General features: G+C 41.5%; 10 protein-coding genes. 9 read left to right on the top strand and 1 reads right to left on the bottom strand.

Translation table 11 applies throughout. The features are described from left to right. Window positions 1–63: 63 nt before the first annotated feature. The 9 genes from ACFQZI_RS09420 to ACFQZI_RS09380 all read left to right on the top strand — a co-directional run bounded on the left by ACFQZI_RS09420 (window position 64) and on the right by ACFQZI_RS09380 (window position 17,828). Window positions 64–2,490 carry an ABC transporter permease gene (locus ACFQZI_RS09420; protein WP_377141597.1) on the top strand — a complete coding sequence of 809 codons (2,427 nt, stop codon included), beginning with the start codon at window positions 64–66 and terminating at the stop codon, window positions 2,488–2,490. A 102-nt stretch (window positions 2,491–2,592) separates the two neighbouring features. Next, on the top strand, window positions 2,593–5,007 hold the full coding sequence (locus tag ACFQZI_RS09415) for an ABC transporter permease (RefSeq protein ID WP_377141594.1): 2,415 nt from the start codon (window positions 2,593–2,595) through the stop codon (window positions 5,005–5,007). Window positions 5,008–5,047: 40 nt separating this feature from the next. Beyond that, window positions 5,048–7,444, top strand: coding sequence for an ABC transporter permease (locus ACFQZI_RS09410; RefSeq protein WP_377141592.1), 2,397 nt, complete (start codon window positions 5,048–5,050; stop codon window positions 7,442–7,444). A gap of 21 nt (window positions 7,445–7,465) precedes the next feature. Beyond that, a complete protein-coding gene (locus ACFQZI_RS09405) occupies window positions 7,466–9,832 on the top strand; it encodes an ABC transporter permease (protein WP_377141589.1) in 2,367 nt (788 codons plus the stop codon). A gap of 44 nt (window positions 9,833–9,876) precedes the next feature. Next, window positions 9,877–12,261: an ABC transporter permease gene (locus ACFQZI_RS09400; RefSeq protein WP_377141587.1), complete on the top strand. Its 2,385-nt coding sequence runs from the start codon at window positions 9,877–9,879 to the stop codon at window positions 12,259–12,261. Between the two features lie 41 nt (window positions 12,262–12,302). After that, window positions 12,303–14,708, top strand: coding sequence for an ABC transporter permease (locus ACFQZI_RS09395; RefSeq protein ID WP_377141584.1), 2,406 nt, complete (start codon window positions 12,303–12,305; stop codon window positions 14,706–14,708). A gap of 376 nt (window positions 14,709–15,084) precedes the next feature. After that, on the top strand, window positions 15,085–15,762 hold the full coding sequence (locus ACFQZI_RS09390) for an ABC transporter ATP-binding protein (protein WP_377141581.1): 678 nt from the start codon (window positions 15,085–15,087) through the stop codon (window positions 15,760–15,762). 13 nt (window positions 15,763–15,775) lie between these two features. After that, the gene (locus tag ACFQZI_RS09385; RefSeq protein ID WP_377141579.1) at window positions 15,776–17,113 is read left to right on the top strand and encodes a TolC family protein; all 1,338 of its coding nucleotides are present in this window, start codon (window positions 15,776–15,778) and stop codon (window positions 17,111–17,113) included. Window positions 17,114–17,222: 109 nt separating this feature from the next. Then, entirely contained in the window at window positions 17,223–17,828 is a 606-nt protein-coding gene (locus ACFQZI_RS09380) for a porin family protein (RefSeq protein ID WP_377141576.1), read from the top strand. 51 nt (window positions 17,829–17,879) lie between these two features. Here ACFQZI_RS09380 and ACFQZI_RS09375 read toward each other — a convergent pair whose 3' ends face one another. After that, on the bottom strand, window positions 17,880–18,986 hold the full coding sequence (locus tag ACFQZI_RS09375; RefSeq protein WP_377141574.1) for a DUF3667 domain-containing protein: 1,107 nt from the start codon (window positions 18,984–18,986) through the stop codon (window positions 17,880–17,882). Window positions 18,987–18,999: the final 13 nt, after the last annotated feature.

The raw sequence follows: 18,999 nt of genomic DNA, 5'->3' as shown, positions 1-18,999 counted from the left end.
GTAAATTAGGTTTTTAATACTTTGGTATATGTTTTAACCTGTTTAAAGCAAATTACCATCACAATGTTAAAGAACTACTTTAAAATTGCCTGGAGAAACATCATCCGTCACAAGGCACATTCTATTATAAATATTTCGGGCTTAAGTGTGGGCATTGGTGCCTGTTTGCTGATATTCGTTATACTGCAATTTGAGCTTAGCTATAACACCTTCAACAGCAACTTTAAGAGTATTTACCACCTGGTTACTAAACAAACAGCTGAGGATGGTGTAAATTACAATCCGGGTGTATCGGTGCCCGCCCTGGATGCCTTAAGGATAGATTTTCCACAGGTGAAATTTGCCGGTTTAAATTCAAGCTACGGCAGCCAGATGACCGTGCCCGGCACTGATCCTAACAACCCGGCCTCTGATAAAAAATTCATTGAACCGATAGGCGTATTCTTTATGGAGCCGCAATTCTTCGACATTTTTGAAACCAAATGGCTTAACGGAACAAAGGATGCGCTTTCACAACCCAATATGGTGGTTATAAGTAAAGCCATTGCTACAAAATACTTTGGCGACTGGAATACCGCCGTAGGAAAAACCATTAAAATGGATAACCTTTTAACCCTAAAAGTTGCAGGTGTTGTAGAAGATTCGCCAAGTAATAGTGATATACCATTAAAAATAATGGTGTCATACATCACCTGGAAACAAACCGGAGATACCTATTATTATAACAAAAATTGGGGGTCTATTAGCAGCAATCATCAAATATTTTTACAATTACCTGCCAGCCTAAGCCAAAAAAGTTTCGAATCGCAGCTTGTAGGTTTCACTAAAAAAAACCTGAAAAATAATATAGGTACCATACGCGAACACCTGGCACAACCACTCAGCGCCCTGCATTTTGACACCCGGGTAGGCAACACCCTTGGCGACCACCTTACCAGCAAGGCTACTTTAAACACCCTAACCTTTATAGCCATATTAATAATACTAATGGCCTCCATAAATTTTATTAACCTGTCTACCGCTCAATCGGTAGGCCGGTCAAAAGAGGTAGGTATCCGTAAGGTATTGGGCAGCACACGCAAGCAGCTTATTGCACAGGTTATCGGCGAAACAGCGCTGGTTATCCTGTTTTCGGTAATATTGGCGGTAGCCATGGCCAAAATAGCCCTGCCATATCTAAAAAATATAGCGAGCGTGCCCGATGATATCGCCTTGTTAAATGCGGGTACACTATTATTTTTAATAGTTACTATGCTGGCAGTTATACTATTATCTGGGATTTACCCAGCCTTGGTAATATCGGGCTTTAAACCGGTTGCAGCGCTAAAAAATAAGATCACCGCAGCATCTATCGGCGGTATACCGCTACGCCGGGCATTGGTAGTTGCCCAATTTGCAATAGCGCAACTACTGATAATAGGGACTATAGTTGCCGTTAACCAAATGAATTTTGTGAACGAGGCTGATCTGGGTTTCAACAAAAACGCGGTATTAATTATTCCCGGGTATACCGATAGCGTTAGCCTGAGCAAAATGCAATCGTTCAAACAACAGGTTTTACAAAACCCGGATGTACGGTCGATGAGTTTTGCATCTGACGCGCCATCATCAGAAAATAACTCCGGACAAAACTTCTATTTTGATCATTCAGAAAAAGACCCAACCTTCACTACTTTCTTAAAATTTGGTGATGCTGATTACTTTAAAACGTTTGGGTTACAATTTACCGCCGGCAAAGGTTATGACCAAAGCGACACCATACGCCAGGTGGTAGTTAACGAAACCTTTATTCATAAACTCGGCATACAAAAAGCCGAGGATGCCATAGGCAAGGTTGTTAAACTTGGCGGAAGGGGTACGTGGGCGCCTATAACAGGTGTTGTTAAAGATTTTAAAACAAACTCTCTGCGTGATGCGGTTAAACCCATAGTTATTTCGCCACGAAAGTTGTTTTTGTCACAGGCTGCTGTTAAGATCCAAACCCGCAACCTTACCAAAACTACAAAAGCCATTCAAAAACTTTGGGAAAACACTTACCCCGAGTATGCCTACAACGGCTACTTCCTGGATGAGAACATCGCCCTGTTTTACAAGCAGGAAAATCAACTGGCCCTGGTTTACAAGATCTTCGCGTTCATAGCCATCTTTATTTCATGCCTCGGTTTATATGGCCTGGTATCGTTTATGGCGGTACAACGCACAAAAGAGGTTGGTGTACGTAAGGTATTAGGTGCATCAGTATTCAATATCGTATTCCTGTTCTCTAAAGAATTTATGATCTTGATTGCCATATCGTTTGTAATAGCCATGCCTGCTGCGTGGTACATGATGTCGGGCTGGCTGCAAAACTTTGCTTACCGCATACCATTAACAGCGGGAGTATTTGTACTGGCCATTGCATCATCAATTGTTATTGCATGGTTAACAGTAGGGTATAAAGCTGTGCGGGCCGCGTTGGTAAACCCGGTAAAAAGCCTGCGAAGCGAGTAATAATGAATATTAGTTAATATAAATGGTTAATTAAGCTTAAGGACAAGTCCCTTAAGCTTTTACCATGGGGTTTAGTTTTAAAAATAGCATCAATATATTATTATGATAAAAAATTATTTCAAAACCGCCTGGCGCAGTTTAAAACGCAACAAAAGTTATACTATAATTAACATTACAGGTTTGGCTGTTGGCATAGCCGCGTGTTTACTCATATTTTTGGTAATAAACTTCGAAACAAGTTTTGATAACTATCACACCAAAAAAGACCACATTTACCGTGTATTGGCTAAACGTACTTCATCCGAAGGGGTGAAATACCGTGCCGGGGTACCGTTCCCCACAAGCCGTGGCATGCGGTTAGATTATCCAAATATCCCGCTCATTGGATCTATATATGACGACGACAACAGGCAGTTGAGCATTATCGAAAATAACGGGGAAGTAAAGCGTTTTAAAGAGCCGGATGTATTTTTTACCGAACCGCAACTTTTAAAAATATTTGATTTTGGCTGGCTGGCAGGTGATAAGAAAAATGCTTTGGTTGAACCCAATACCATAATTATAAGTAAAAAAATAGCCGAAAAATATTTTGGAAAATGGGACGATGCTATAGGCAAAACTATAAGATATAATAACAATCTGGACCTGAAAGTAACAGGTGTACTACAAAACCCGCCAAGCAATACCGATTTACCGTTAAATATTGCCATATCGTACAGCACCTTAAAAAACACCAATTATAAAAACAACCAGGAAGATTGGGGCAGCACATTTGGTTCGCACTCCTGCTTTGTTTTGTTGCCTGATAATGTTACCGAGAAAAGCTTTAACCAAAGCCTTATAGGTTTTATTAAAAAGCATAAACCCGAAGATGTTAAAAGGGATGCCATGCTGTTGCAGCCATTGGCTGAAATGCACTATGACACCCGCGCCGGGCTCTACACAAACCAGGTATTTAGTAAGGACTTGATAAAGGCCCTAAGCCTTATAGGCTTATTTTTACTGGTAATTGCATGCGTAAATTTTGTAAACCTTGCTACAGCGCAGGCAGTTAACCGTTCAAAAGAAGTTGGCATTCGTAAGGTTTTGGGCAGCCAGCGGCAGCAGCTTATATTGCAGTTTTTGAGCGAAACATTTATCATCACTCTATTTTCTATAATACTGGCTATAGGTGTAAGCGAACTTGCCCTGTCGTCTTTAAACAAGTTACTGGAAATTGAGCTCACCAAAAAATTCATATTTAACCCGGTAATTATAACATTCCTGGTTGGGGTATTAATAAGCGTTACTTTGCTATCCGGTATCTATCCTGCGTTGATACTTTCCGGCTTTAACCCAATTGCGGCATTAAAGAACAAAATAAGCAAGGGTAAATCCAATGGCATTACATTACGCAGAAGCTTAGTTGTACTGCAATTTGGCATTGCCCAGGTTTTAATAATAGGTACCATAGTTATTATAAGCCAGCTAAACCATTTCAAAAATTCTCCCCTGGGGTTTGATAAAGATGCCACAATAACTGTAACACTGCCCGGCGATAGCCTTACCCGTTTAAAACTTAGCGCGCTAAAAAGCGATATATTACAGCAGCCCGGTGTAAAGGGGGTGAGTTATAGCTTCGGCAGCCCGTCTGACAACAAGAACTGGGGCAGCCCCATCAGGTATGATAACGCCGAAAAGGAAACCGATTTTAGGGTAAACATGAAATGGGCTGATGTAGATTATTTTGGTTTATACAACATAAAGTTTGTTGCCGGCCGGCCGTTTATTAAAAGCGATACGGTTAGGGAATATGTAGTAAATGAAACACTGCTTAAAAACCTTGGCGTAACCAACCCAAATGATGCCATAGGCAAAACTTTAGGCATTTGGGATGATAAGACACTTACCCATAAAATTGTTGGTGTTGTAAAAGATTTTAACGTTTCATCGTTGCGGGAGCAAATTCCGCCGGTATTAATGGCTTCATGGAACGGGCAGTATGAAACCGCTAACATCAAGCTTAAGACCAGCAATATTAAGCCAACACTTAAAGCGATAGAGAAGCTATGGGCATCAACTTTCCCCGAAGAGGTGTATGAATACAAATTTTTAGACGAGAAAATAGCCAGTTTTTACAAAAAGGAAGATCAGCTATCGCAGTTGTATAAAATTTTCGCCGGGATGGCCATATTTATTTCCTGCCTCGGCCTTTATGGTATGGTATCGTTTATGGCCGTGCAGCGCACCAAAGAGGTAGGTATTCGTAAAACATTAGGTGCATCAGTAGCCAATATCGTTTTCCTGTTCTCTAAAGAGTTTACGTTGCTAATCATAATATCATTTGTAATTGCAGCGCCAATAGCCTGGTACTTTACCCAGCAATGGCTGCAGGATTTTACTTATAAAATAAAACCGGGAGTTGGCATATTCGCCGTTTCTATAGGTGCATCTGTTATCATAGCCTGGTTAACAGTTGGTTATAAAGCTATATCTGCTGCCTTAGTTAACCCGGTTAAAAGTTTAAAGAGCGAATAACAGATCCGGACAATTATATAAATCAATTAATCTGCGGTTTATGATCAAAAACTATTTTAAAATTGCATGGCGTAACCTTTGGAAAAACAAGGTATCATCGGCCATAAACATCATTGGCCTTGCCATAGGTATGGCAGCCTGCATTGTTATTATGCTGTTTGTATCATACGAACGCAGTTTTGATAACTTTCATAGCGATAACATTGTAAGGCTAAACGAGGTGCAAAAGTTTCCCGGAATGGTGGCTTCGCAAAAGGTTGGGCTTTCTATGTTTCCGATGGGGCCGGCGCTTAAAAGCGAATATCCCGAGGTAAAAAGCTTTACACGCATAAAATGGGATAAAAAATATCAAATGACCTATGGTGAAAAACGCGTTTTTTTACCCCAGGTATTCGCCGTTGACCCCGATTTTTTGAAGATGTTTAACTTTAAGGTGCTCAAAGGCGACGCTCAAAGCGCAATTGAAAAACCCAACAGCATTGCTATAACACAGGAAACCGCTCAAAAACTTTTTGGTAATGAAGACCCGATAGGTAAGATAATAAACCACTATGGTGGCGATACGGTAAAGTTTACCGTAACCGCTGTTATGGCAAATAGCCCTAAAAACTCGCAGCTGCAGTTTGATGGTTTACTGTCGTTACCCGGCATCCAGCAAAAATGGATGGACAGGTGGGGAGGCAACTGGTTAAACACCTATCTGAAATTAGCCCCCGGTACCAGTGTAGCATCGCTTAATAAAAAAATGCCGGCGTTCCTTGAAAAACACATGAACGGCGACAACTGGAAGTTTTATGAGATTTTTTACCTGCCCTTAAAAGATGTACATGCAAACTCGGCAGATATTGGGTTAGATTACCTTAACTACCAAAAGTTCGATCAAAAATCAACCAACCTGTTCGCCATTATCGCATTCATTGTACTTATAATTGCTTGTGTTAACTTCATGAATTTATCTACCGCCCGCTCGGCAGATAGGGCAAAGGAAGTTGGCATCCGTAAATCAATCGGGGCAAACCGGTGGCAGCTTGCATTACAGTTTTTAGGCGAAACCATTTTACTATCATTATTGGCGCTTGTATTGGCAATAATTTTAGTAGAGCTGGCATTGCCTTATGTAAATAACTTAAGCCAGCGAGATATTTCGCTACCGGTATTTAGCCAGCCTTCGTTCCTGTTAACAATTGTATCAGGCACTGTTTTGGTGGGCATTATTTCGGGTATTTATCCGGCGTTGTTCCTGTCATCTTTCCAGCCCGTTAAAGTTTTAAAAGGCTCTGTAGAGTCGGGTAAAAATAAAGGCACCTTGCGTAATGTGTTGGTTGTGGGCCAGTTTACCAGCGCAGTGTTCCTGATGATAGCCACAGTGTTTGTAGTAAAACAGCTCAAATTTATGCAGGAAAAAGACCCCGGCTTTACCCGTGAACAAATTGTTACGATACCGTTAGACCGTATTTCGGGTCAGAAATATGAATTGTTTAAGCAGCAGCTATCAGGCAATACGCTTGTTGATGGCGTAACGGCATCGCAAGATCAATTGGGCAGCCACCTGGATCAGAACGGGGTTTCTTTCAAATACAATAATGGGCCTAAACGAGAGCTCGCAGCTACCCAGTTAATTGTTGATAATAATTATTTGAAGCTTTATAACATTAAACTTTCTATGGGCAAGAACTTCTCATCAGAGAAATCAGCCAATGGCCGCGAATACATTATTAACGAATCGATGGCCCATGAACTTCTAAAAGATTATCCGAAGGCCAAAATGGAATCGTTGATAGGGCAGCGCTTCGGGTACGATTCACTTGGTGTAATAACAGGTATTGCCAAAAACTTCAACTTTAACTCGTTACATTATAAGGTCGAAAATCTGTTTATTGTTAATCAAAGTGATTGGGGCTTTAGCACCGTTTCCATAAAAATTAAACCGGGCAAATCAAAAGAAGCCATAAACTTTATAAAAGCAACCTGGAAGAGCCTTAATCCCGATTATCCTTTCGAATACGAGTTTCTTGACGACCATTTTGCTGAGGTATACCGTGCCGATAACCAGGTAAGCCAGGTAGTAGGTATATTGGCCGGCTTAGCTATCCTCATCTCTTGTTTAGGGTTATTTGGTCTCGCATCATTCTCGGCAGAGAAGCGCGTGAAGGAGATAGGTGTGCGTAAAGTGTTAGGTGCATCGGTACAAAGCATTGTACAACTGCTGTCCTGGCATTTTGTTAAACTTGTTATTATCTCTAACCTAATAGCTTGGCCGCTTGCCTGGTACAGCATGAACCGCTGGCTGCAGGACTTTGCTTACCGTATTGATATTAACGTTGGCACATTTGTTTTTGTGGCTTTACTCTCTGTATTCATCGCCTTAATAACCATAAGCTTCCAATCTGTAAAGGCCGCAATTGCTAACCCTGTAAAAAGCTTAAGAAGCGAATAATTTATAATATAATTCAATATCATGCTAAAGAATAACTTAAAGATAGCCTGGCGTAACCTCACAAACAACAAGGTGTACAGTGCCATAAATATTATGGGCCTGGCCGCGGGTATGGCTGTGGCTTTGCTAATAGGGTTATGGGTTACTTATCAATATTCTTATGATAAGTTTTTACCAAATTATGGTCAGTCTTACCAGGTTAGGCGTAATTTTAACAGTAATGGCGATACCTTAACTTTTAGCACCACCTCGCTTAAACTTGCCGATGCACTCCGCGTTAACTATCCGGAAATTGAATACGTAGCAGAAACAGATGGCGGCCGCAGCCACGGCTTAATGGTAGGCAATACCAAGCTGCTTTTAGACGGAAAACAGGCAGCGGCAGACTTTTTAAAGATCTTCCGTTTTCCTTTTATACAAGGCGATGCAAACGCGTTAAAAGAGCCTTACAGCATTGTCTTAACTGAAACTACAGCTAAGGCACTTTTTGGCAATAAAAACGCCATGAACCAAATGGTTAGGGTGGATAACAGAGATAATTTAAAAGTGACGGGTATAATTAAGGATCTGCCCGGCAACTCTTCTTTTCATTTCAATTATATCATCCCTTTCAGCTACTTCGAAATTGCTGACCCCAGTGTAAAAGAAAGGCGCAAACAGGGTTTTGGAAACAACAGTTTCGAGATCTACGCCAAACTGAGGGACGGAATAAAATATAGCCAGTTGGCCCCAAAGATCAAAAATTTGGAACACGTGGAAGATAACATCAACGCGAAAAATTCTGACGTTATTATGCAGCCTATTCAAGACTGGCATTTATACAGTTCCTACACCAATGGCAAAGCATTGGGGGGTTTTATAGAATACGTTCGCATATTTAGTATCATCGGTATTTTAGTATTGATGATAGCATGTATCAACTTCATCAATTTAACCACCGCCCGTTCAGAAAAGCGGGCCCGCGAGGTAGGTGTACGCAAGGCAATTGGTTCGCACCGCAAACAACTGATCCTTCAATTTTTAACAGAGTCGGTAGTAACTACATTTGTGGCATTCCTGCTGGCAATACTACTTATACAATTAGCTTTACCATCTTTTAACACGCTTACAGGTACAACTATTACTTTACCTTATACTAATGTTTTGTTTTGGGGCATAACATTCAGCTGCACATTTATAACAGCTATATTAGCAGGCAGCAGGCCTGCATTTTACTTATCTTCTTTTAACCCGGTGCAGGTATTAAAGGGCACTTTGCAAACAGCCCGCTCTGCATCAATATCACGCAAGGCACTGGTTGTTTTACAATTCAGTTGTTCTGTAGTATTAATTATAAGTACTATCGTTATCTACCAGCAGATACAGCACGCTAAAGACAGGCCCACCGGCTATACAACCGATAAGCTGGTAACCACAATGGACAATGCTGAAATAAAAGCAAACTACGCCGCTATAAAACAAGACCTGTTACAAAGCGGGGCTGTGGTATCTGTTACAACCTCAACAAGCCCGGCAACCGGGGTGGATTGGCATAGCGATGTTGACAACTTTCCGGGTAAGAATGCCGGCGAAACCGTTGAAATGGGTATGATATCGGTATCTGATGATTACTTTAAAACCTTGGGTATGCAGCTTAAAGAAGGGCACGATTTTACCGGCGATGCTAAAGCTGACAGTACCAATATTGTATTAAACGAAGCCGGCGTAAAACGCCTTAGGTTAACCAACCCCGTGGGGCAAACTATTACTTCTTTTGGTATGAAAATGCACATTATTGGTGTAGTAAAAGATGCCCTGATGGATTCACCATTTCAAAAGGCAGACCCAAGTATGTTCTTTAGGTACGGGGGCAATCATATCATTTACCGTTTGTCGCCCAAGGTAAATACACACGAGGCCATTGAAAAAGTAACGGCTATTTTTAATAAATACAGCCCCGCTAATCCATTCTCATACCGTTTTGTAGACGAGGATTATAATCAAAAATTCAACCTGGAGCTATTGGTAGGTAAATTAGCCGGCATATTCGCGGCGTTGGCTATATTTATATCTTGCCTTGGTTTATTTGGCCTTGCAGCCTACGTTGCCGAACAACGCACCAAAGAGATAGGCGTGCGTAAAGTTTTAGGCGCGTCGGTAACACAGGTTTGGATGCTTCTATCAAAAGATTTTGTTTTGCTTGTGATGATCAGCTGCATTATAGCATCGCCAATAGCCCTATATTTTTTACAGAATTGGCTTAACAAATATACTTACCGCATTACTATAGGCCCTGGAGTGTTTATCATATCTGCGTTAGCGGCTATAGCCATAACACTTTTAACCATAAGTTTCCAGGCAATAAAGGCTGCAATTGCTAACCCGGTAAAGAGCCTGCGGTTTGAGTAGAAATAATTGATTAAATAAGTTTATTAGAATTTACCTTCCATATCATGTTAAAAAATCATTTTAAAATAGCGTTGAGGAACTTGTGGCGGCACAGGGTTTTCTCTTTCATCAATATCACGGGCTTATCGGTAGGCATTACCGCCTGTTTCTTTATATCGATGTATGTGGTATTTGAACTAAGTTACGATAAGTTCCACACTAAAGCAGATAGGATCTACCGGGTGGTAACCGATATTAAAACGCCATCAGAAACCATACATACGGATGCTACTTCATGGGCGTTTGCACCAAACCTTAAGTTAGATTTCCCTGAAATAGAATCATTTGTACGTGTTAGCGGAGATAGTTATTTGGTTAAAAAAGGTAACGTTAAGTTTCAGGAGGAGAAAACTTTACTGGCCGATTCGGCTTTTTTTAAGGTATTCGACTTTAAGCTGATTAAGGGTGATCCAAACACAGCTTTAACCGCACCGGCAAGTGTTGTATTTACCGAAACGGCGGCCAAAAAGTATTTTGGCAATGCCGACCCTGTGGGCCAAACTGTATTACTAACCGGTAACAATACACCCGCTACGGTTACCGGCCTGATGAAAGACCTACCGGAAAATTCGCAAATAAAGGCAGATATGCTCGTTTCTATGTCGACCCTTACTCAAAAGTTTAGAAAGGGGATTGACGAGCAGTGGGGAAATTACGGAGCCAATACTTACTTACTTTTGAAGAAGGGTGTAGATGCCCAGGCGCTGCAAACTAAATTCCCGGCTTTTGTTGAAAAACGTAATGGCAGCGAAAGCCGCCGGAGCCAAATGTTTGCTACATTGATACTGGAGCCTATTAAAGATGTTTACCTGCATTCTACCCATGGCGGCCCCGCTGTAGGCAGTATGAGCAACGTTTACGTTTTTAGTATAGTAGCTGTATTTATTTTATTGATAGCCTGTATCAACTTTATTAACCTCACTACCGCACGTTCTGTTGAGCGCGCTAAAGAAGTGGGTATCCGCAAGGTGGTAGGCGCTGCCAAAGGCGAATTAGCCAGTCAGTTTATTGGCGAAAGCGTTGTGCTATGTTTAGTGGCCTTTGTAATTACTGTTATACTATCAGTTGTGTTACTGCCGATGTTCAATCAATTATCCGGCAAGGTAATTAGTCCCGGGATCCTTTCTTCGCCTGTTTATATTCTCATCTTATTCGGCACATCTGTGGTAATAGGTTTACTGGCCGGTATCTATCCGGCCCTCGTGCTATCATCTTTTAAACCTATTATGGTTTTAAAGGGCAGGTTTTCTACCGGTACACAGGGTAGCTTGTTGCGCAAAAGCCTTGTAGTGGCGCAGTTCAGCATTTCTATAGCGTTGATCATCGGTACAATTATCGTTTATAATCAAATGAACTTTATGCGTAACCGCGACCTTGGTTTTTCTAAGGATCAGATGGTGGTAATGGATACCAATGGCGACCCTGGTAAAGACGCTTTCCAGCAATCGGTGAAATCATTGCCTGGCGTGAAAATGGTTTCGCAATCATCAAGCGTACCGGGTGGTGGCAACAGCGGCGCGTACTCCGAAATAGAGAATAAAAAAGGCGACCTGCAGGTAGCCAACCTCGACCTGTATTTTGTTGATTTTGATTACCTGAACCAGTTTAAGATCAAAATAGTTGCCGGCCGCCCGTTCTCCCGCGATTTTATCAGCACCGATACCTCGCAAGCCATGATCCTGAATGAAGAGGCTGTAAAACTATTTGGCTACAAATCACCGCAGGAAGCCATAGGACGCCGTTTTAAACAATGGGGCCGCGAAGGTAAAATTGTAGGGGTGATGAAGGATTTTCACTTCCGCTCGCTGCAGGAAAAAATTAAGCCTTTAAGCATGCGTGTAGAACTGGGAGGTTTTAACCTCGTATCGGTTAAGGTTGATGCCAAAAACCTGCCTGCAACACTTGCAGCCATAGAGGCAAAATGGAAAGAGGTGATACCCAACAGACCGTTCAGTTATTATTTTCTCGATGAATTTTTCGACAGGCAATACCGCGCCGAGCAGCGCTTTGGTAAACTGTTCTTAAACTTTGCAATATTGGCTATTGCCATATCATGCCTTGGTTTATTAGGTTTGGCATCTTACAGTACCTACCAGCGTACCCGCGAAATAGGCATCCGCAAGGTGTTGGGTGCTTCAACATCCGGCATCGTAAACATGTTATCTTCCGATTTTATGAAACTCGTGGGCATATCGTTTCTAATAGCTTCGCCTGTTGCATGGTACTTTATGCACAAATGGCTGCAGGATTTTGCCTACCGAATCGATATCCAGTGGTGGGTGTTTGCTGTATCAGGCGTTTTGGCCATGGTAGTAGCACTGGTAACTATTAGCTTCCAGGCCATAAAAGCGGCATTAACAAACCCGGTTAAAAGCCTTAGAAGCGAATAATATATAAAGTTTAGAAATTAAGAATTAGAATTTATAGCATAATGATCAAAAATTATTTAAAGACCGCCTGGCGTAACCTGGTTCAAAACAAAACCACATCGCTTATTAGTATGGCAGGGCTGGCAGTAGGCATTTGTTGTTTTTTATTGCTTACAACCTACCTTATAAACGAGTTACGTTACGACCGCTTTCATACCAATGCAAGCAGAATAAGCCGCTTAACATTCAGCTATAAATCTGCCGACGACGCGGAGGTTAAAACTGCCGCGTTAACACCTACTGCACCTGTTCCTGTTTTTAAACAGGAGTTTTCTGACGTGGAGGATGGTGTGCGTGTAGTAAATTACTCTAACATGCGCGCGGCTGTAGTGCAGTTTGGAGATAAGGTATTTAAAGAAAAGAAAATGCTGGTTGCTGATGCTTCTTTCTTTAAGATCTTTACGTTCAATTTTATATCAGGAAATGCTAAATCGGCTTTAAACGATCCGTCGTCAATTGTTATTACAGCATCAACCGCAAAAAAATACTTTGGCGATGAAAACGCTATTGGTAAAATACTAAAGGTTGACCAAAAGAATAACATGATGGTAACCGGCGTGGTAGAGGATGTACCCGAGTACTCGCAAATTAAGTTTGACCTGTTGGGCAATTACGCTATGATGCCGCGCTCGCTTACCCGCGCCTGGGATTCATCAAACGATTACTCATACTTTCTTTTAAAGCCCAATGCCAATAGAGAGGCTGTTGCAAAACAAATGACCAATTACATTACTAAAGACAGGCCACGCTCTAACGATAAAATGTGGTTTAATTTAGAGCCTCTTACTAAAGTGCATTTATACTCAACCGCTACTTATGGTTTAGAGGCCGGTGGTAATATCAAATACATGTACATTTTGGGTTTAGTGGCTGTAATATTGCTTGTTTTGGCTTGTGTAAACTTCCTTAACCTGGTGACTGCCCGCTCGGCCGAACGTGCCAAAGAGATTGGGGTGCGCAAAGTAATGGGAGCCATGAGGGGCCAACTGTTTAGCCAGTTTATTATAGAAGCGGGCATAATTACGTTGCTATCTTTAATAGTTGGTTTTGGGCTTTTATATGTTGCCTTACCTGCATTTAGCACATTTACCGGCCAGCAACTTGGCCTCCATACCTGGAATTTATCGTGGCTGGCTACAGCACTTGTAACGCTATTTGTTTTGGTAACGCTGTTAGCAGGTACTTATCCGTCTTTATACTTATCGGCCTTTAAGCCTATTATTACGCTTAAGGGCGGTTCATCTATGCAGGCAGGCGGCAATATGCTGCGTAAATCGCTGGTAGTGTTCCAGTTTGTTGTATCCGTATTTTTCATCATCAGTACTTTGGTTGCAGGCAATCAGCTAAGGTATATGCAAAGTTTAGACACGGGCATTAACCGCGACCAGGTTTTAGTATTAGACATTGGCGGCATGCCGTACAGTAAAATAGAGACATTTAAAACCGAAATAAGCCAGCAAACCGGCGTGTTGGGCTCAACCGCCAGTTATGATTCGCCTGTAAGTATAGGAGGGGGGTACTCCATCAATACTGCCGAAGGCAAGAATGCCGACTTTAATCTTTCGGTAACAGCAATCCCTGTAGAAAAGAGCTTTACCAAAACCTTAGGTATAAAGCTTGTAGCCGGCAGCGATCTTGATGTTGGTGATGAGCAGCAGGTGTTAGACACCGCCGAGGCGAAAAGACGTTACAGTTTTCTCCTGAACGAAAAAGCCGTGGCTGCCATGGGCTGGAAACCTGAGCAGGCCATTGGTAAAAAGATCGGTTTGAACGGCCGCATGGGCACTATTAAAGCGGTTGCTAAAGATTTTAACTTTGCATCGCTGCATGAAGAGATCACACCCATTGTGATGTTCCCCGAGTACGATTGGTTTGGTAAGCTGCTGGTAAAAACGTCTGGCAAAAGCACCGCTAAAACCATTGCATCTATACAAACCAGTTGGAAGAAATTTTACCCTAACGCACCATTTGAATATCACTTCCTCGACCAGGAGTTTGAAGCCCTGTACAAAGCCGATCAGCGTACAGGCGCTATCCTTACAGCATTTACAATTGTTACCATATTTATATCATGCCTTGGCTTGTTCGGGCTTGCGGTATTCTCTACCCGCCAAAGGGTAAAGGAAATTGGTATCCGTAAGGTATTGGGGGCCGGTGTAGCCTCAATTGTAGGTTTAATATCGTTCGATTTTATAAAGCTGGTGCTTATTGCCATCATTATATCATCGCCCCTGGCTTGGTATGCTATGAATAACTGGCTGCAGGACTTCGCCTTCCGTGTAAGTATACAGTGGTGGGTATTTGTAATTGCAGGCGGCGCAGCAGCGCTTATAGCCTTTTTAACGGTAAGTTATCAATCGGTAAAAGCCGCGCTGTCAAACCCCGTAAAGAGTTTACGGTCGGAGTGAGCTGAGATTAGTGATAAAGGTTAGAGATTAGTTAATTGGAGGTTAGGATTGAAAAGTTCTAACCTCCAATTTGTTTATAGCCCTATTGGTTAATCTATACCTGTACAAGTCTAATCTCTAATTCTCAATCTCGGATCTTTAACTTTCTATTTACAACTAATCTCTAATTTCCATTTACTAACCACTACCCAACCAACTGTATCATAACCGAACGCACGCTGTACATAAGCGTACAGTTTTAACTTTCAACAATCAATATAATTAGCTGATATTAAAGCAATTATAACTTTGGTATATTATTGATACCTGAATACCAAAATCAGTTTAAGAAATTGCAAATAATTAAACAGTAATTCATTTAACACAATAATTAAACATGTTATCACTTCAGCATATTTCAAAGTATTACCAGGTAGGCGGCAACAAGAATTTCGTAATAAACGATATTAGCCTTGATGTTGATCAGGGCGAATTTGTATCCATCATGGGCCCTTCGGGTTCGGGCAAATCTACCCTGCTGAATATCATAGGCATGCTTGATGAACCAACCGATGGCTTCCACTATTTTGTTGACCAGGCCATTCATCAGCTTAAAGAGAAACAGCGCGCCGCATTATATAAACAATACATTGGCTTTGTTTTTCAGGCGTATCATCTAATAGATGAGCTTACCGTTTACGAAAACATCGAAACTCCTTTAATTTACCAGGATGTAAAAGGATCGGAACGTAAGGCAATGGTTGCCGATATGCTGGACCGTTTTAACATTGTAGGTAAGAAAGACCTTTTCCCGGCTCAGCTATCGGGCGGGCAACAGCAATTGGTAGGCATAGCCCGCGCGCTTATTGCAAAACCAAAATTATTATTGGCCGATGAGCCTACCGGTAACCTTAACTCTAAACAAGGAGAGGAGATCATGGAACTGTTCCGGAAGCTGAACAAAGAGGACGGCGTTACCATCATCCAGGTAACACACTCCGAAAAAAACGCGGAATACGGTTCGCGTATAATTAACCTATTGGACGGTAAGATAGAATCTTCCAGAAAATTCTGAACTACAAATCAAAATGCGATACTTTAAATTTTTACTTTTTAGCTTAATAACACTTACACCCGCGTTGGCACATAGCCAGGCTGTAGATAGCGTACTTACTTTAAGGCAATGTATAGACATAGCACTCAAACATAACCTGGATGTACGCAAAAGCGAACTGCAACTACAAAGCGCCAGGGTTGATAAAAACCAGGCTAAAGAAAACCTGCTGCCATCAATAAACGGCCAGGTAGACCACGGGATAAGCAACGGCCGTAGCCTTAACCAGGTTGATTACACCTACGTTAACGCGTCTACAAAATTTGCCAGCTACAGCGCCAACGCCGACCTTACGCTTTTTAACGGCCTACAAAACCTTAACAGGATAAAACAAACCTCGCTTGCTTATAAAGCAGGCGAAATGGACTTGCAGCAGGCAAAAGACCTGGTTACCATAAACACTATTACAGCGTATTTGCAGGTGTTAAACAATACAGAAGCTTTAGCGCAGGTGCAAAACCAGGTAGAGGTATCTAAAAAACAACTGGACAGGTTGCAGATACTGGAAAACCAGGGAGCCAATAAGCAGCCTAATGATTTCACCGACCTTAAGGGTACTTATGCAGATAACCAAGTAAGTTATGTTAACCAAAAGGCTATACTGCAAACATCAAAACTTAATCTGCTACAGATTTTAAACATCCCTTACAGGCCTAATATCGCGTTTGAAAAAATTACCAATGCCGATATATTACAGCAAAACGGCACCTCTGAAGAGGTTTACCAAACAGCTTTAAACCAGTTGGCCTATGTAAAAGCAGCGGTATTACGGAGACAAAGTGCAGAAAAAGGTGTATCGGCAGCAAAAGGTGCATTGTCGCCAACCATCTCATTATTTGGGGGACTTAATACCAACTATTCCAGCGCCGCGCAGATAAATAATGCGGCTATACCTTACTGGGATCAGTTTAAAAACAACTTCTATAACCAGTTTGGTATCAGTGTAAGGATCCCGATACTTAACTATTTCCAAAATCGCAATAAGGTAACGCTGGCTAAAATTGATCTGCAATCTTACAAATACGTTGAGGAAAATACCAAAATACAATTGCGCCAAAATGTTGAGCAGGCCTACCTGAATATGAGCAATGCGTTAGAACGCTATAAAGCCTTGCAAGACCAGGTTGTTGCCTACAAAGAATCTTTTAGGATAGCCGAGATACGTTTTAACGCGGGTGTACTAAACTCAGTTGAATTTGTACTTGCTAAAAACTATTTAGACAGGGCAAACCTAAACCTTATAAACGCACGTTACGATTGTGTTATCTACAACAAAATATTAGATTATTACCAGGGGCGGTTATCTCTATAATTTCCTCCTCCATAAATTCCAATATCCGGCTCTCGCAATTATGCGGGGCCGGATATTTGCTTATAAAACAATTGCTATGCTGGCATGTTAAACATAAAAATCATAAACCATGAAAAAATTAATACTTACGTTAGGCTTATTTATAGCCATAGCAACCGCAACACAAGCACAGGTTTTACCAAGCGTACAAGTGGGTGTTAAAGGCGGTGTAAACTTGTCAAGCCTATCAAACTCTAATGGTACCTTTAGCAGCAGTAACCGCGCGGGTTACCTTGGCGGTATATGGGCACGGTTTGGTGCGCTGGGTTTCAACTTCCAACCCGAGCTTTACGTTACCAGCAAAAATGTCGACATCAATTCAAGTAACGGCGCATCAAGCTCAGCAAAGTTCACAAGTATAGATGTACCGCTATTATTAGGCGGTAAAGTTGGTGCATTTGGATTAGGTGGCAGGTTTTATGCCGGTCCGCTATTATCTTTCGCCATAAACAGAGAAGGTAATTCTTTTGGTTCGGCAGCAGGTAACGCTATAAACCTGCGCTACAAGGATGCAAACTTTGCGGCTACGGTAGGTGCAGGTGTAGACATCAGAAGAATATCTATAGACTTACGTTACGAGGCCGGTTTAACTAAACAAGAATACCTTGATGGTTCTAACAGCATCAAAACACGCATTAGCTTGTTTAACCTAAGTTTAGGTTACGCGTTCTTGTAATCGTGAATAATACTTCAAAAAAGGCCTGCGTGTTACGCGGGCCTTTTTATTTTATACGGATGTAATTGCAGTAATTATAAATATGACAAATGCTGATAAACCAAAAACTATTGAATACATAAAGGTTACACCGAACATCTTGCTAACTGTACGCCAGCGGCTGCGGTTATACACAACCCGCAACGAGCGATAGATGTACCATATTATAGTAAACATGGTTGCCGTTGATATGAGGCCGATAATGGTTTGCCACTCATGAGGGATAACTAATTTTAGCAGCATTGTAAATGCCAAAAAGGAAAAGAGGTAGCAATGCAGGTGTATGGCATAAATTATATGCTCAACATAAAATTTATGGTTTCGCCAGAATGCCAGCTTTAATATCAGCGCAAACAGGGGCAGCAACAGGAACATTATTTTGGGTGCATTATGCTTAAAACCTTCCCATAATACCTCCTTTGCATTTTTACCACGGGCTTTCCAGTCATAGTTCTTTTTTATCAGATAACGCTCCACCATGTCATCTCTGTCTTTCGCCGGCAGTTTAGCCTGATATGCCAGGTAATCATTATAAGTAGCATACTTATATAAATTATCATCTCCAAAAAAGGTGAAGCCACCTTCATTATCGTCGCTCTCATTTGATTTAACCGAATCTTTAGCCAGATCGGCATTTATTTCTTTAGCGAGCGTATCAGGCACATATGCTTTAACAGCTTCCGAGAGTTGTACTTTCTGTTTATCTGTAAGGTTTTTATTTTTGTTAATCCCCTTATCAATAGCAGTTTTTGCCTTGTCAGAACTTTGTTGTTCCGTTTGCCGGTTGTCTTTTATAATGTCTTTCTCTCCGTTACTCTTAAAAAATAATACAAAGAATATCAAGCTGATGAAGATATACATCTTAACCGGGTGCAGGTATTGCGCCCTATGGCCGGCTATATACTCGGTAGTAAGATGCCCGGGTTTTAAGAATAACGGCTTAAGCGTATGAAAAAACTGATAATCGAAGTGGAAATAATCGCTTACGGCATGGTTTAGCATGTGGCCGAAACTCTCCTTCATTTCCAGGTTTTCCTGCCCGCAGTTATGGCAAAACTTACCTTGTAAAATTGTTCCGCAATTGAGGCAGTCGTTCTCCTTACGGTAGTGTTTTTTCATGAGTTGGTTTAGG

It is taken from the genome of Mucilaginibacter lutimaris, from assembly GCF_042676625.1.
Taxonomy (GTDB): Bacteria; Bacteroidota; Bacteroidia; order Sphingobacteriales; family Sphingobacteriaceae; genus Mucilaginibacter; species Mucilaginibacter lutimaris.
The sequence above is the reverse complement of the archived record's forward strand: the minus strand, read 5'-3'. Positions and strand labels throughout refer to the sequence as shown.